The organism is Streptomyces sp. NPDC017520 (genome assembly GCF_044329855.1).
Classification (GTDB): Bacteria; Actinomycetota; Actinomycetes; order Streptomycetales; family Streptomycetaceae; genus Streptomyces.
Map to the genome: position 1 here is coordinate 271,924 of NZ_JBIRKB010000006.1, position 15,763 is coordinate 287,686.

Here is a 15,763-nt window from a genome sequence, read left to right on the forward strand (position 1 = left end):
CCCGTGACGGAGGCAGCAGAGCTCCCCCAGGCACCTGCGGAGGCGCAGGCGGTGTTCGGAGAGTTCTTTCCGGAGGCTGTCCGGTACGCGGAGCTCCTGGCGGACGCCGGGGTCAAGCGAGGCCTGATCGGGCCGCGTGAGGTCCCCCGGCTGTGGGAGCGGCATTTGCTGAACTGCGCGGTGCTCTCCGAGGTCGTGCCCAAGGGCGTCACCGTCTGCGATGTGGGCTCCGGCGCGGGGCTGCCCGGCATCCCGTTGGCTCTGGTGCGCCCCGATCTCAAGATCACCTTGCTGGAGCCGCTGCTGCGGCGGACGAACTTCCTCCAGGAAGTCGTCGAACTGCTCGGCCTGGACCATGTGACGGTCGTGCGCGGCCGGGCCGAGGAGGTCCTCGGGACGCTTCAGCCCGTTCACGTGGTGACCGCCCGTGCGGTGGCGCCGCTGGACCGGCTGGCGGGCTGGGGCGTGCCCCTGCTGAAGCCTTACGGGGAGATGCTCGCGCTCAAGGGTGACACCGCCGAGGAGGAGCTCAACGGCGCCAGGGCCGCGCTCAGCAAGCTCGGTGTCCTGGAGACCGAGGTGCTCCAGGTCGGTGAGGGTTTGGTCGATCCGCTCGCCACCGTGGTCCGTGTCGTGGTGGGAGAGAGCCCGGGCGGTGTGAGGTTCGCCGCAAAGAGGGCCAAGGCCGCTCGAACGGAGCGGACGCGCAGGCGTCGCTGAGGGGTGCCGCAGGACGGTGGCGTCGTCCGGTCGGGAGCTCTGCCCGGTTGGACGGTATGCGGCTTCTGTTGGTTCTCGCGGCGCTTAGCAGTGGTTCCGCCGGAAAGTGGCGATACGTACCCATGCGGAGTGTCGTGGCCTGGTAGTTGCTTCGCAGGGGCATCGTGTTTCACGTGAAACGTCGCTCTCTGCTGCAGGGAATCATCGGCCGCGGTCGTGCGGCTGCCACGCCGCGCGACCGCAAGCCCGGACGGGTTGCCGAGTTGTCCACACGCACCGATTCATCCACAGAACAGCGGGCCTCGCTGGTTCACGACCCCGAAAGCATGGCAGGCTCTGTTCATTGCGAGCCTGAAGTCGAGGAGAGTGAATCCTTGCGGTCCGACGCCAACATCGCGGGACCGATGACCGACCCGGTCCCCGGTCCCCGAACCGAGTCCGTGGGTGAGGGTGTTTCACGTGAAACACCGCCGCCGATGGACGACACACCCATCGGCCGAGCCGCTCAGCTGGCGGTCGAAGCCCTCGGCCGCGCCGGCGAAGGGCTGCCCCGCCCTGACCGCACCCGCGTCATGGTGGTGGCCAACCAGAAGGGCGGGGTCGGGAAGACGACCACGACGGTCAACCTTGCCGCTTCCCTGGCGCTGCACGGTGCACGCGTTCTGGTGGTCGACCTCGACCCGCAGGGCAACGCTTCCACGGCTCTGGGCATTGATCACCATGCCGATGTTCCCTCGATTTACGACGTCCTGGTGGAGAGCCGTCCGCTCTCCGAGGTGGTTCAGCCCGTGCCGGACGTGGAGGGTCTCTTCTGTGCCCCCGCGACCATCGATCTCGCCGGTGCGGAGATCGAGCTGGTTTCGCTGGTGGCACGGGAGAGCCGCCTTCAGCGGGCCATCCAGGCGTATGAGCAGCCGCTGGACTACATCCTCATCGACTGCCCGCCCTCGCTGGGTCTGTTGACGGTGAACGCGCTGGTGGCCGGGGCCGAGGTGCTGATCCCCATCCAGTGCGAGTACTACGCGCTGGAAGGCCTGGGGCAGCTCCTGCGGAACGTCGACCTGGTGCGGGGTCATCTCAATCCGGACCTGCACGTCTCGACGATCCTGTTGACGATGTACGACGGCCGGACGAGGCTCGCCTCGCAGGTCGCCGAGGAGGTTCGTACCCACTTCGGCAAGGAAGTGCTGCGGACGAGCATCCCGCGGTCGGTGCGCATCTCGGAGGCGCCGAGCTATGGGCAGACCGTGCTGACCTACGACCCGGGTTCCAGCGGTTCGCTCTCGTATCTTGAAGCTGCCCGGGAGATCGCCCTGCGGGGCGTAGGGGTGCATTACGAGGCTCAGCACGCCCACATGAGCAGTCAGAACAGCCAGCAGAACGTTTCGGAGGGCATTCAGTGAGTGAGCGTCGTAGAGGACTGGGGCGTGGGCTCGGTGCGCTGATCCCCGCCGCTCCCCAGGAGAAGCAGGTGTCAGGGCCCGGGGGCGGTGCGGCGTCGTCCGGCGTGGGTCCGGTTCTGACGGCGGAGCGCGGGGTGGCTGCTGCGAAGGTGACCGCGCTGCCCTCCGTCCCGGTGGTGCCGGAGCCCGCGTCCACTCCGGAAGGCCGGTCCGAGCAGGAAGCCGGGACGTCCGGTGCGTACTTCGCCGAGCTGCCGATCGGGACGATCACGCCGAACCCCCGCCAGCCGCGTGAGGTCTTCGACGAGGACGCGCTGGCCGAGCTGGTCGTCTCCATCAAGGAAGTCGGCCTTCTCCAGCCGGTCGTGGTCCGGAAGGCGGGCCCGGACAGCTACGAGCTCATCATGGGTGAGCGTCGGTGGAGGGCGTGCCGTGAAGCGGGCCTGGAGAGGATCCCCACCATCGTCCGCGCCACGGACGACGAGAAGCTGCTGCTGGACGCGCTCCTGGAGAACCTCCACCGGGCTCAGCTGAACCCGCTGGAGGAGGCCGCCGCGTACGACCAGCTGCTCAAGGACTTCAAGTGCACCCATGACCAGCTGGCCGACCGGATCGGCCGTTCGCGTCCGCAGGTGACGAACACGCTGCGGCTTCTGCGGCTTTCGCCACCGGTGCAGCGCCGGGTCGCCGCGGGCGTTCTTTCGGCCGGTCATGCCCGTGCGCTGCTGTCCGTGGACGACTCCGAGGAGCAGGACCGGCTGGCCCACCGCATCGTGGCCGAGGGGCTTTCGGTGCGTGCGGTCGAGGAGATCGTGACGCTCATGGGCTCGAACCCCACGAGCGCTGCGAAGCCCAAGGGCCCGAGGGCGGGCGGCCGTCTGTCCCCCGCTCTGACCGACCTGGCGACCCGCCTGTCCGATCGCTTCGAGACCCGGGTGAAGGTCGACCTGGGGCAGAAGAAGGGCAAGATCGTGGTCGAGTTCGCCTCGATGGAGGACCTGGACCGGATCCTCGGCAGTCTCGCCCCGGGCGAGGGCCGGGTGCTGGAGCGTCGGCTCGCCGAGACGTCCGAGGAGGACGACGAGGGCTGAGCAGCGGGACCCGATGAGGGCGGGCCGTGAGCCGGGTGCATACCGGAACACGGCCCGCCCTTTGCGTTCTCCCGGTATCCGCATCACCTCTGGGTGGATACGATGCGTTCTGGGACGGCGCATCCACGGCGATCGACCTCAGAGGAGGGCGGAGGCCTTGCGAAGAGTGAGCCGCAGTCGGCTCGTCACGATGGGGCTGGGCCTGGGCGCCGTCGGGGGATTCGTCGGCAGTCTGTTCCATGAACGGAGCACACTGGCAGCCGCACGTGGTGCGGCGGGCGAAGGAGGGGAGGCATCGCTGTCATGGGGCGTCGGCTCGTACCACTCACCCTGGACAACCTTCCGGATCTCCCCGAGCGCTGCCGCTCGTGCGTCTTCTGGGAGCTTGACCCGGTCAGTGGCGAAGCCGCGGTAAAGGCGGGCAAGCCGGAGCTGGAGAAGGAAGCCTGGATCTCCGCGGTCCTCCTGGAGTGGGGGTCCTGCGGCCGGGTGGTCTATGTGGACGACGTGCCGGCGGGCTTCGTGCTCTACGCCCCGCCCGCGTACGTTCCCCGTTCGACGGCGTTCCCGACCAGCCCGGTCTCTCCCGATGCCGTCCAGCTCATCACTGGGCTGATCGTTCCCGAGTACCAGGGTCAGGGGCTGGGCCGCGTCATGGTGCAGACGGTGGCGAAGGACGTTCTGCGCCGGGGCTTCAAGGCGATCGAGGCGTTCGGAGACGCGCGGTCCGAACAGGCCACCTGCGTACTCCCCGCGGATCATCTGCTCGCCGTCGGCTTCAAGACCGTGCGGCCGCATCCCGTGTACCCACGGCTGAGGCTGGAGCTGCGGACGACGCTCTCCTGGAAGGAAGACGTGGAGATGGCGCTCGACCGGCTTCTGGGGGCAGTCCAGAAGGAACCGGTGTTGCGACCGTTGTGAGGCCGGTCGGATGCCGCCGACCGCCATACGAAACGGGCCCACCCTCGCAGAGGGTGGGCCCGTTTCACGTGAAACATCGCGTCGCCGCGCTCCTGCGCGATCAGGCGCTGATGAAGCTTTCGAGGTCGCGGAGGATCGCGGCCTTCGGCTTGGCGCCGACGATGGTCTTGGCGACCTCGCCGCCCTGGTACACGTTCAGGGTCGGGATGGACATCACGCCGTACTTGGCGGCGGTGGCCGGGTTCTCGTCGATGTTGAGCTTGACGATCTCGATCTGGTCGCCGTGCTCCGCTGCGATCGCCTCCAGCGAGGGGGCGATCTGGCGGCACGGGCCGCACCAGGCGGCCCAGAAGTCCACCAGAACAGGCTTGTCGCTCTTGAGGACGACCTCGTCGAAGGTGTCATCCGTAACGTGCTTCAGGTCGCCGGCCACGGCGGCCTCCTTAGTCTCTCGGGGGGGGTGGGGTGTGGTGTGGTGCGGACGTTCAGACGGCCGGGGTCTTCTCCGGCTCGGCGGGCTCCGCGTCGGCCAGGGCCGCGAGGAAGCGCTCGGCGTCCAGGGCGGCGGAGCAGCCGGTGCCCGCTGCCGTGATGGCCTGACGGTAGGTGTGGTCGACCACGTCTCCGGCGCCGAAGACGCCGGGGAGGTTGGTGCGGGTGGAGGGCGCCTCGACCTTCAGGTAGCCCTCGTCGTCGAGCTCCAGCTGGCCCTTGAAGAGCTCGGTGCGCGGGTCGTGGCCGACGGCGATGAACAGCCCGGTCACAGGGAGCTCGGACGTCTCGCCGGTCTTGGTGTTGCGCAGAGTCAGGCCGGAGAGCTTCTGGTCGCCCTTGACCTCGGCGACCTCGCTGTCCCAGGCGAACTTGATCTTCGGGTCGGCGAAAGCCCGGTCCTGCATGGCCTTTGAGGCACGCAGGGTGTCACGGCGGTGGACGATCGTGACGGACTTGGCGAAGCGGGAGAGGAAGGTCGCCTCCTCCATCGCGGTGTCGCCGCCGCCGATCACGGCGATGTCGTGATCCTTGAAGAAGAAGCCGTCGCAGGTGGCGCACCAGGAGACGCCGCGTCCGGAGAGGGCGTCCTCGTTGGGCAGCCCGAGCTTGCGGTGCTGGGAGCCGGTCGTGACGATGACGGCCTTGGCGCGGTGGACGGTGCCCGCGGTGTCGGTGACCGTCTTGACGTCACCGGTGAGGTCGACCGCGACCACGTCGTCGGGGATCAGCTCGGCGCCGAAACGCTCGGCCTGGGCGCGCATGTTGTCCATGAGCTCCGGTCCCATGATGCCGTCCTGGAAGCCGGGGAAGTTCTCCACGTCGGTGGTGTTCATCAGCGCACCGCCGGCCGTGACGGCGCCCTCGAAGACCAACGGGTTCAGCGAGGCGCGGGCGGTGTACAGCGCGGCGGTGTACCCGGCCGGTCCGGAGCCGATGATGATCACATTACGGACGTCGCTCACGGGTTTCTTCCTCGTTTCTGCAGACTGCCTAACTGCCTACGGGGTCGGTTCAACGACTCACACCCCACCCAACGGATCCTACGGCTGATGCATTCCCGAACGTGCCGCGGCGGTCGCGGACGGTTCTCAGGGGCGGTCGTAGGCGCGGGTGAGCAGTAGCTGCCCCGTGGACTCCGGGGCGGTGTCCACACAGGAGGAGGCCACGAGATAGGCCTGCACGCGTGAGGGGGCGCTCGGGTGCGGAAGGACGACGAGATAGGCGTCCGTTCCCTGGTACGTCCCCTTGTCGAGGGCGAGGGCCGGCGTGGTGCGGCCGGTGGCCTGCTGGACGCAGGGGGGGACAGCGACGGCAGGCGCCTGCAAGGGGCTCCTGGACCCCTCGGCGTCAGGCGTGAGGGCCTCACTCGTCGACTTGGTGTCCGCGCCCGGCGGCACCTTCTTGGCACCGGGGCTCTCCTGGGCGGCCCCACTGCCGAGGAGGTCCTGCACCCGGGATTCCAGCGTGCCGTCGGCGTAGGCGTGCGCGTGGTTCTCCCCGGCGCTGACTCCGCTGTCGGCCGCGGTCTTGGATGCGTCGCCGGACGGCGCGATGGACTGGAGGAAGAAGACGCTCATCCCGATGACCGCCGCGCCGAACGCGGTGCCGAGGACCACCGCGCGCCGCCGCCGACGAGAGGGACGACGGCCCGGTCCGGTGGCGGCGGAGGACCGACCCGCCGGACGATCCTGCACGGAGGCGCCGACGCTCCTGGGAGCGGGCTCGCGCGTCGCACGGTCGGTCGGCGTGTCTTCGACGGTCGTTGTTTCACGTGAAACAACGACCGGCTCGTCCACGGCGGGAGAAGCGGTGGGGCGGGCCTCCGCCGCGAGAGCCGCGTCGATACGGGCGGCGATGTCGTCGGGCATCGGCTCCGGGGCGGGCATCGTTCCGAGGAGCCCACGGATCTCATCCAGGGAGTGCCGCACCTCCGAGCAGAGGTCGCAACCCGCGATGTGCTGCTGGACTTCCGTCGCCCGGGAAGGGGAGAGCAGTCCCTCGGTGAGATCGGAGATCTCGGAGACCTCCGGGTGCTGAGCCGTGTCGGCCGTGGATGTCACGGGCGCCCACCTCCTCCCTTCGTAGCGGCAGGATCGCTTGCTCCTGCGTCTCTGGGACCTGACGCAGGTGGGACGGATACTCCGGGCGTCCGGTTCCTTCCGGCCGCGCCGTCCGCCCCGTCGGGGGCCTGCCCCCCGGTTCCCGCACGCAGATGACGGACCAGGGGGGCCAGTCTCGCCCGGCCCCGGGCACATCGGCTTTTCACGGTGCCGGACGGCACATCGAGGATGCTGGCTGCCTCCGCGACGGGGTAGCCCTGCATGTCCACGAGGACGAGGGCCGCCCGCTGCTCGGCCGGCAGTGTGGCCAGGGCCTCCTGGAGCTGGCGATGGAGGTCCTGCCGGACGGCGGGGGCCTCGGCCGATTCGTGGGGTTCCAGGAGCTGATCGAGCCGTTCGGCGTCGTCCACCGGGGACGTCTTGCGGGAGGCGGCCTTGCGGACCCGGTCGAGGCAGGCGTTGACGGTGATCCGGTGCAGCCAGGTGGTGACCGCGGACTGGCCGCGGAAGGTGTGGGCGGCGCGGAAGGCGTTGACGAGGGCGTCCTGGACGGCGTCGGCCGCCTCTTCCCTGTCCCCCAGGGTGCGCAGCGCCACGGCCCAGAGCCGGTCGCGGTGGCGGCGTACGAGTTCACCGAAGGCGTCGGGGTCACCCGCCACATGCTGGGCGAGCAGGTCCGAGTCGCTCGGCGCCTCGGGTGGAACGGAATCCACCGTGCTCCCCCTCCGAACCGGATCCGATGTCACATGCGGGCCGCGCCCGGTGAAGCGGTGCGACGGGGAGAAGCCTGCCGTCACGGGTGTGACGACCGCAACCCTTGCCGTCGCGGGTGCTCGGTGGTGCGGGCGGTCCGCCCCACAGTAACGGTCGGCTGGGGCCGCTGATCACGGGTCGGCAGGGGTGGCCCGGACCGGCCCGTGCGTCAGCCGAGGACGGAGATGTCGGTGATGCCGCCGCGGTAGCCGCCGGTGCCGTCCGAGGGGAGCTCCGTGATGTGGATCAGGACGTAGCGGGTGCGGACGGGCTCATCGAGCTTCTTTTCCAGCTTCGATCCCGCGACGCTCCGCTTGGCGATCGGCTGGTCGAAGTCGCCCGTCGTGGACGGGGACGAGGCCTCCGGGGAGGCGGCGAGGACCGTTGCCGTCTGCCCGCTCCGGTACATGGACACCGCGACGCCGGAGACGTCCCGTACCTTGCCGAGGTCGACGATGATTCCGCTGCCCTGCCTGCGCTGGGGGAGGTTCCCGAAGTTGGCGAACCCCTGGTACCGCGGGGTGACCCAGTGGGTTCCGGAATCGCCGTCGATGGTGTTGTGCACCTCCCGCTCCTTGATTCCGGAGCCGTCGGGCATGAACTCGGTGGCCCCCGCGATGTCCAGCGGTTCGGCGGACGGCGCGGGCTTGTCGTCCTTGTTCTTGTCGTCCTCGTTCGGTTCGGTGACGCCGGTGTCGTCGGAGCCCTTGGTGCGGTCGAGCAACGCCTCCGCGAGCTGCCAGCTGCCGAGGCCGAGAGCGGCGATGAGGAGTGCCGAGACGGTCCACTTGAGCGCGCGGCCGGCACGGCTCTGCAGGGGGGCCGGTGGGGCGGGCATCACGGGCTGTGTGACGGCGGACGGGTGGGAGGACGGCCGGCCGTACGTGCCCTGCTGATAGGTCGTGCGCTGGTAGGCCGGCGGCGTGGTGAACGTGGGTTCCGGAGGGAGGATGCGCGGCATGGCCGCGACGGCCTTGGCCAGCTCGTCCGGGGTGGTGCAGGGCGGTTCCTGCCGGGAGGCGGTGGCGCCGTCGTTGGCGAGCGCCCGCATGGCGAGCTCGGAGAGGCCGCGGTGGACGCCGGCCCGGACCTGGTCCGGGGCGATGAGCCCCATGCCCTTGGGCAGCCCGGCGAGGCCGTGGGCGTCGTCCCCGTACGGCCAGCGGTGGGTCAGTGCCGCGTACAGCAGGGCGCCGATGGCCTCGGTGTCCGTCCGGAGGGGGTGCTCCGCGGTGATGCCGCGCAAGGCGGCGTTCACGGCGAGGCCTCGGATGCGGTACTGCCCGGTGGAGCTGCGCAGGACCGCGCCGGGGGTGAGGCGCAGATGGGACAGGCCCTCGCGGTGGGCGGCGGCCATCGCCTGGGATAGCTGGCTGACGAGCTGGTAGGCGTCGTGGGCCTCCATCGGGCCGGTGGCCAGCAGAGCGGTGAGCTCGGTGGCGTCCGGCAGCCATTCGTGGACCACGTAGACGAGGTCGTTCTCCTCGACGGCGTCCAGGACCTGGACGAAGCGGGGGTCGCCGAGCAGAGCCGAGGAGCGGGCGGCGGCCAGCACCGAGCGGGCCCGCGGGTGGTCCGCGGGCAGCAGGTGCACGCCCACCGCGCGGCGGAGCTTCTCGTCGACAGCACGCCAGCTGCTGAAGCCGTCCAGACGGGTGACGCACTCCTCCAGGCGGTAGCGTCCGGCGAGTTTGTGACCGCTGTGCAGATCGGGTGAGGCCGGAACGGCCTCGGAACGCTCCCGCCCACCGTCCGTCTTCTCGGTGTCCTTGGGGCTCGCGCCCTCGGTTTCGTCGGCTTGCGCCGTCCCGTCGGTCGTGGCCTCGTCCGCCTTGGCGGTCAGCGGCTCGTCGCCGCCGTTGTCAGCCACGTCGACGGCAGCCGTGCTACGTTCCGCCACCGTCGTTCCTGCCTCCCCATCCGTTGCGCGATGCCAGCCAGCTCTGCACAGTCACGCCAATTGTGCCCACACTCCGGCGCTATGCACGACACGCGGAGTGCGGCGATGGTTGTGCGGGCGAGCGCTCATTCAGCGTCCGAGCCGTCCACGGACCATGCCGACCAGGCCGTTGACCTCTTCGATGCGCATCTTCTTCGCCGCGACGAAGAAGATGCCCAGGAGAATGACGCCGCCGCAGACCAGCGCGGCCAGTGAGCCGAGTGCGCCGGTGCCGACGAGTTCCAGGATCCCGAATCCGATGGCGCCGCCGACCAGGGCGGCGGGCACCGCGGCCATGCAGAGGCGCGCGTAGGTCCGCACGATGTGCGCGCCGTCCAGGTCACCGCCCAGCCGGTTGCGCAGTCGGCGCCAGGCGACACCGACGCCGACCGCGTAGGCCAGACCGTAGGAGAAGGCCATGCCGACGACGGCCCAGCGGGCGGGCAGGACGACGTAACAGAGTGCGGAGGCGGCGGCGTTGACGGCGGCCACGATGACCGTGTTGTAGAAGGGGGTGCGGGTGTCCTCGTAGGCGTAGAACCCTCGGAGGACGACGTACTGCACGGAGTACGGGATCAGGCCGAGCGCGAAGGCCATGAGGATGAAGCCCATGGAGCGGGCGGCCTCGATGCCGCTGGAGGCGTACAGCAGGGTGGCCATCGGCAGGCCGAGCGCGAGGAAGGCGAAGGCCACCGGCACGATGGCGACGGCCGAGTTGCGCAGTCCCTGCGAGATGTCGTCGCGGACCGCACCCGGGTCGTTGTCATGGGCGGCCCGGGAGATGCGGGGCAGCAGCGCGGCCATGACCGAGACGGTGATGATGGCCTGCGGCATGCCCCAGATCAGCTGGGCGTTGGAGTAGGCCAGGAACCCGGTGCCGTCGTGGCCCGAGGCCGTGCCGGCCGCGGTGGCGAGCTGGGTGACGACCAGCACACCGGCCTGGTTGGCCAGGACGAACAGCACGGTCCACTTGGCGAGCTTGACGGTCTTGCCGAGCCCGTGACCCTTCCAGTCGAACCGGGGGCGGAAGCGGAAGCCCGTCTCGCGCAGATACGGGATCATCGCCAGGGACTGGACGACAAGGCCGAGCAGGGTGCCGATACCCAGCAGCCGGACGCCTTCCGGCGGGATGGTGTCGACGCCCATCTGCGATTCGGCGGAGGTTCCGTAGACCCAGATGAACAGCCCGAACGTGATGATCATGACGATGTTGTTGAGGACCGGGGTCCACATCATCGCGCCGAACTTGCCACGGGCGTTGAGGATCTGACCCATCACCACGTGCACGCCCATGAAGAAGATGGTGGGCAGGCAGTACCGGGCGAAGGTGACGGCGACGCTGTTGGCGGCCACGTCGTCGGCGATCGTGCTGGACATCAGCTTGATCAGCACCGGTGCGACGAGGACCGCTGCGGCGACGATCAGGCCGAGGGCGACCATCACCAAGGTCAGGAGCCGGTTGGCGAAGGCCTCACCGCCGTCCTCGTCGTTCTTCATGGCACGGACGAGCTGCGGGACGAAGACCGAGTTCAGGCCACCGCCGACGGTGAGGATGTAGATCATCGTCGGCAGGGTGTAGGCGATGGTGAAGCTGTCGCCGAGCAGCGCGGCACCGAGTGCGGCCGTGATCACCAGGGACCGCACGAACCCGGTGAGCCGGGAGACGAGGGTGCCGGCGGCCATGAGCGCGCTGGACTTGAGGAGTCCGGAGACCTTGGCGCCGCCGCCCTTGGCGGGCGCGGGTGCGGGAGCCGGTTCGGGCTGGGGCGGTACCGGTGGCTTCCCCGAGCCCTCCTGGTCCCGGAAGAGGTGGGCGAAGGCGTCCGGCTCCTGCCGGTCGTCCGACGCCTGGGTGACGAGCGCGTCGACGCCGACGAACTGCGTGGTCGCCGGGCGGTCCCCGTACGGCAGGTGCCGGGAGGGCCCCGCCGGCTCGGGGGGCGGGGTCTGGGCCCAGATGCGCGGGTCAGGGGCGTAGGGGGCGGCGGGCGGCTGCTGGTAGAGCGGCGCCGGTTCCTGGTACGTGCCCGGGGGCGGCGGTGGGTGCGCGGCGCGGTCGTAGAGCGCCTCGCCCACCGGGTCCTGGGCGGCCAGGTCCTGCGCCCGGTAGGGGTCGTCCTCGTAGGCGTGCTGGAGGTACGGGTCCGGCGGCACGGAGCCGTCCTGGCCCGCGCCCGGGGGGACCGGAGGCCCGCCCGGAGACGCTGCTCCGCCCGCGCCCTGCCCGCGGTCTCCGTCGTACGGCGCGTTCATCGAAACCCCTACCTCATCGTCCCCGGCCGACCGGCCACGACAGACATCGCTCAACGGTCCACTTTCTCACCCGTTCCCGACGGGGCCCCGCTTTCCGGACCGGTGTCCGGAGTCGGGTCACTCGGCTGCTCGGGTCCGTCGCCGTTGTCGCCCGCCGTGTCGCTTGCCACGGCGCGCTTGCGGTGGCTGTACATCCTGATACCCGCCAGCACCAGGAGCAGCAGGCCGCCGGCGATGACGAGCAGCACGGTGGGCGTCACCTCGGAGACCTTCACGGTGAAGGTCATCTCCTCGCCGTACTGGGTGCCGTCTTCCGTGTACAGCCGGGCGGTCACCTGGGCGCGGCCGTTGGCGCTGGTCGCCGTGTCGAACTTCACCGACTGGCTGTGGCCGCCCGCGATGCTGACCGGCAGCTCGGCCATGCTCCCGTCGTCGTTGAACTTGAGGCGGATGTTGTCCGATGTGAGCTGGAGAACCAGCCGGTCCACGCCCTGCACCAGTTTGTTCTGCACGGTGACCGGGATCGTCGCGCTGCGTCCGGAGAGGGTGACGTCGGACTTCTCGATGAGCTGCACCTCGGAGGTGAGGCTCTGCAGGTAGTCGCCGACCGCGTCCCGGTACTGCTGGGCCTCCAGCGGCCGGCCGCGCCAGGATGTCGACATCGAGCGGTTGACGGCGTTGCCGAAGGGCGTCACCACGCGCTCGGGCTGCGTCAGGATCGTCTCGAAGCTGTCGAGCGAGCCCTGGGTGGTGCGGATGTCCTGGAACGCCTGCGTGGGCAGTTCCTGGGCTCGGAGCTTCTTGGGGTACGCCGAGGACCGGGGGACCTTGGTGGTGGCCCCCGGATCGGGCTTCGCCTCGGCGGCGGCGACGAGGTCCAGGGGCTGCGTCCAGCGGTTGGCCGCCAGCCCCTCCAGCGCGCGGGCCATTGTCTGGGCCTGCGCGACGGTGGGCATCCGAGGGGGGGCCACGACGATGCTGCGCTCGTTGTCCGGCGTCTGCTCGGTCAGTGCGAGGGTGTGGGCGAGGAACTTCTGGACCGCGCGGGTGGAGGAGCCGGCCCTCGACATGTCGCCGTCGAACAAGGTCGACAGCCGGGCGTCCGCGACGACCGCGGTGGTGCCTCCGCCGATCGGCCGAGCCGCGGTCGGTGTGTAGGGCAGCTTCGTGGTCTCCCGGAAGCTGTCGCTGCGGGCGATCACGTTGTGGGCCCCCGCCGAGGTCGCCACATCGACGATGGACGAGTCCACGGCGCCGTTCATCGGCCAGGCGAAGTCGGTGGACGGTTTCACATGGAGGATGGTCTCCACGGTGGTCGCGGCCACGGCCGAGGCGTTCTGCAGATGGCTGAGCGTTCCGGAGACGTTCTTGCCGCGGTGCGCGATGGAGGCCAGATCGGGGTCGGCGAACGGCAACGCGATCACCTTGCCGTCCTCGACCACCTTCTCCAGTGCGCTGAGCCACTGCTTGGCGACGGCCTGGTTCTTGCCCGGGACGGTCGTGTCACCCGACTCGACCTCGTACTTCCCGGCCATCGCCGCGACGCTCGCCAGGAGGTCCGGGTCGACGACCCAGGTCACGGGGAGCCGGCTTCCCAGGGACACCAGCTGCTCCAGTCGGCCACCGGGCGCCAGCTCCTTGGCCAGGTCGTCGTCGGTGAACACGGGGGTCTGCTGTTCGTCCGAGCGGGTCTCCGCCGTGACGTGGGGGGAGGCGATCAGCGGCCAGAGGAAGGTGAGCTTCGTCCTGCTGTCGCTCGCCTCGGGCTGCCAGGGCAGGAACGAGCGCTCGATGCCCAGCACCTGCTCGTAGGGGGTGGTCGTCGTACGGCCGGAGACCGAGACGCCGAGCTGGTAGACGCCCGGGTCGTCCAGGCCGAGCTTGTCGACGGGCACGGTGAGCGTGAAGTCCTGGCTGATGCCCTTGGCGAGCTTGGGGAACTTCACCGTGTACTTGTCCCCGACGGTGACCGGGTCGACGCCGGGAACGTACGCGGAGCGCTTCGCGGCGTCGTCGACCTCTCCGCGGCCGGAGAGCCGGGGTCCGACCCGCAGATCGACCTCGGCGCTGCTGATCGTCTCCTTGCCCTTGTTGGTGAGCGTTCCGGAGACGGTCAGGGTGTCGTCCTCCGTCGGAACGCCCGGGGAGAGCGTGTTCAGGGACACATCGACCGTACGGGAGCCGGTGGGGGCCTTGGCGGGCTCGGCGGCCAGGGCGGCGCCGGCCGTGGGAACAGCCAGGAGACCGGACAGCAGCGGTGCTCCTAGCACCGCCGAGGCCGTGCGCCGGAGCCACCGGCGGGCAGGAGAGGGACGAGTCCCCTGGAAGTCTGCCGCCTCGGCCACGCGCCTACCCGTCCCTCGTCGTCATCAGATGCTGTCGATCGTTCGGTCCTGCGTCCCCGCATGGTAACGAGGTGCGGCGGGCCGAAGTGCTGGGGTCCATCGCACATGATCGCGGGTATCCCGCAGGGCCCCCGTAAACGATGACGCCGCGACCGGTGCGTGCACGTACCCTTTTCTGTTGTGCCGAACGCCAACGAAGAGAACGCCAGTGCACTGAGCCAGGTGCAGCACCGCGCGGTGAGTGAGCTGCTACGGGTGTCCCCGGTCGCCGACGACCTCGCCCGTCGATTCCAGGAGGCCGGATTCGGCCTCGCGCTGGTCGGCGGCTCGGTCCGCGACGCTTTGCTGGGCAGGCTCGGGAACGACTTGGACTTCACCACCGATGCCCGGCCCGAGGACGTGCTCAAGATCGTCCGCCCGTGGGCCGACTCGGTGTGGGAGGTCGGGATCGCCTTCGGCACCGTCGGTTCCCAGAAGGACGGCTATCAGATCGAGGTCACGACCTACCGGTCCGAGGCCTACGACCGGACCTCGCGCAAGCCGGAGGTCTCCTACGGCGACTCCATCGAGGACGACCTCGTGCGCCGTGACTTCACGGTCAACGCGATGGCCGTGGCTCTGCCGCAGAAGGAGTTCGTCGATCCGTACGGAGGCTTGAAGGACCTTGCCGAGCGGGTACTGCGCACCCCGGGAACACCCGAGGCGTCCTTCTCCGACGACCCGCTGCGCATGCTTCGCGCCGCCCGCTTCGCCGCGCAGCTCGACTTCGAGGTCGCACCCGACGTCGTGACCGCCATGACGGAGATGGCCGCGCGGATCGGCATCGTCTCCGCCGAGCGGGTCCGCGATGAACTCAACAAGCTGCTGCTCTCCCAGCACCCGCGCAAGGGTCTGGGACTCCTGGTCGACACGGGACTGGCCGAGCAGGTGCTGCCCGAGCTTCCCGCGCTGCGCCTGGAGAGTGACGAGCATCACCGCCACAAGGACGTCTACGAGCACTCGCTGACCGTTCTGGAGCAGGCCATCGACCTGGAGGAGGACGGACCCGACCTCGTGCTGCGTCTGGCCGCGCTGCTCCATGACATCGGCAAGCCCAGGACCCGCCGCTTCGAGAAGGACGGCCGGGTCTCCTTCCATCACCACGAGGTGGTGGGCGCGAAGATGACGAAGAAGCGCATGACCGAGCTCAAGTACTCCAACGAGCTGGTCAAGGACGTGTCGAAACTGGTGGAGCTGCACCTGCGCTTCCATGGCTACGGGGACGGTGAGTGGACCGACTCCGCGGTGCGCCGGTATGTGCGCGACGCGGGGCCGCTGCTCGAACGCCTCCACAAGCTGACCCGATCGGACTGCACGACCCGGAACAAGCGCAAGGCGAACGCGCTCTCCCGCACCTATGACGGGCTGGAGGAGCGCATCGCCCAGCTGCAGGAGCAGGAGGAGCTCGACTCGATCCGCCCCGATCTGGACGGCAACGAGATCATGCGGATCCTCGACGTCGGCCCCGGTCCGGTGATCGGCAAGGCGTACGGGTTCCTGCTGGAGCTGCGCCTGGAGCACGGGCCCATGGAGCGGGACGCCGCTGTGGCCGCGCTCAAGGAGTGGTGGGCGCGGCAGAACTGAGCCCGGCAGCCGATGTTTCACGTGAAACATCAGCCGCCGGATGTGGGGGGGGGGGGGGGGGTGGGGGGGGACCCACCCCCCCCCCCCCCCCAAAACCCCCCACCCGGCACCCCCCCGCCCCCCCCCCCGCCCCCGAAAAAAAACACCCCCCCCCCCACAC

At 69.8% G+C, this 15,763-nt stretch carries 12 protein-coding genes; 5 read left to right on the forward strand and 7 right to left on the reverse strand.

Going from position 1 to position 15,763, the window contains the following annotated elements; all coding sequences use genetic code 11:
• Nucleotides 1-3 precede the first annotated feature (3 nt).
• The 4 genes from rsmG (at nt 4) to ACH4KB_RS17020 (ending at nt 4,135) form a co-directional block, all read left to right on the forward strand.
• A complete protein-coding gene (gene rsmG / locus ACH4KB_RS17005; RefSeq protein ID WP_398066726.1) occupies nt 4-720 on the forward strand; it encodes a 16S rRNA (guanine(527)-N(7))-methyltransferase RsmG in 717 nt (238 codons plus the stop codon).
• A gap of 326 nt (nt 721-1,046) precedes the next feature.
• On the forward strand, nt 1,047-2,123 hold the full coding sequence (locus ACH4KB_RS17010) for a ParA family protein (RefSeq protein ID WP_398066892.1): 1,077 nt from the start codon (nt 1,047-1,049) through the stop codon (nt 2,121-2,123).
• On the forward strand, nt 2,120-3,214 hold the full coding sequence (locus ACH4KB_RS17015) for a ParB/RepB/Spo0J family partition protein (RefSeq protein ID WP_398066727.1): 1,095 nt from the start codon (nt 2,120-2,122) through the stop codon (nt 3,212-3,214). Before ACH4KB_RS17010 ends, ACH4KB_RS17015 begins: the two co-directional genes overlap by 4 nt.
• A gap of 303 nt (nt 3,215-3,517) precedes the next feature.
• Nucleotides 3,518-4,135: a GNAT family N-acetyltransferase gene (locus tag ACH4KB_RS17020; RefSeq protein WP_398066728.1), complete on the forward strand. Its 618-nt coding sequence runs from the start codon at nt 3,518-3,520 to the stop codon at nt 4,133-4,135.
• A gap of 100 nt (nt 4,136-4,235) precedes the next feature.
• Here the strand turns inward: ACH4KB_RS17020 and trxA are convergent, their stop codons facing one another.
• The 7 genes from trxA to ACH4KB_RS17055 form a co-directional block, all read right to left on the reverse strand.
• A complete protein-coding gene (gene trxA, locus ACH4KB_RS17025) occupies nt 4,236-4,568 on the reverse strand; it encodes a thioredoxin (protein ID WP_392942914.1) in 333 nt (110 codons plus the stop codon).
• 52 nt (nt 4,569-4,620) lie between these two features.
• A complete protein-coding gene (gene trxB, locus ACH4KB_RS17030) occupies nt 4,621-5,592 on the reverse strand; it encodes a thioredoxin-disulfide reductase (protein WP_398066729.1) in 972 nt (323 codons plus the stop codon).
• A gap of 126 nt (nt 5,593-5,718) precedes the next feature.
• The gene (locus ACH4KB_RS17035) at nt 5,719-6,690 is read right to left on the reverse strand and encodes a hypothetical protein (RefSeq protein WP_398066730.1); all 972 of its coding nucleotides are present in this window, start codon (nt 6,688-6,690) and stop codon (nt 5,719-5,721) included.
• Nucleotides 6,687-7,403, reverse strand: a complete 717-nt coding sequence (gene sigM, locus ACH4KB_RS17040) for an RNA polymerase sigma factor SigM (protein WP_398066731.1) — start codon at nt 7,401-7,403, stop codon at nt 6,687-6,689. Before sigM ends, ACH4KB_RS17035 begins: the two co-directional genes overlap by 4 nt.
• A 209-nt stretch (nt 7,404-7,612) precedes the next feature.
• Nucleotides 7,613-9,343, reverse strand: coding sequence for a protein kinase family protein (locus tag ACH4KB_RS17045; protein WP_398066732.1), 1,731 nt, complete (start codon nt 9,341-9,343; stop codon nt 7,613-7,615).
• A gap of 129 nt (nt 9,344-9,472) precedes the next feature.
• Entirely contained in the window at nt 9,473-11,635 is a 2,163-nt protein-coding gene (gene murJ, locus ACH4KB_RS17050; protein WP_398066733.1) for a murein biosynthesis integral membrane protein MurJ, read from the reverse strand.
• 50 nt (nt 11,636-11,685) lie between these two features.
• Nucleotides 11,686-13,980: a DUF6049 family protein gene (locus ACH4KB_RS17055; protein ID WP_398066734.1), complete on the reverse strand. Its 2,295-nt coding sequence runs from the start codon at nt 13,978-13,980 to the stop codon at nt 11,686-11,688.
• A 180-nt stretch (nt 13,981-14,160) separates the two neighbouring features.
• Between ACH4KB_RS17055 and ACH4KB_RS17060 the strand changes: the two genes are divergently transcribed.
• Nucleotides 14,161-15,603, forward strand: coding sequence for a CCA tRNA nucleotidyltransferase (locus ACH4KB_RS17060; RefSeq protein ID WP_398066735.1), 1,443 nt, complete (start codon nt 14,161-14,163; stop codon nt 15,601-15,603).
• Nucleotides 15,604-15,763: the final 160 nt, after the last annotated feature.

What these genes read in the sequence shown, in the direction of transcription:
- murJ (WP_398066733.1), bottom strand. Translation starts at nt 11,635, where the DNA reads ATGAACGCGCCGTACGACGGAGACCGCGGGCAGGGCGCGGGCGGAGCA.
- ACH4KB_RS17020 (WP_398066728.1), top strand. Translation starts at nt 3,518, where the DNA reads ATGGGGCGTCGGCTCGTACCACTCACCCTGGACAACCTTCCGGATCTC.
- ACH4KB_RS17010 (WP_398066892.1), top strand. Translation starts at nt 1,047, where the DNA reads ATGGCAGGCTCTGTTCATTGCGAGCCTGAAGTCGAGGAGAGTGAATCC.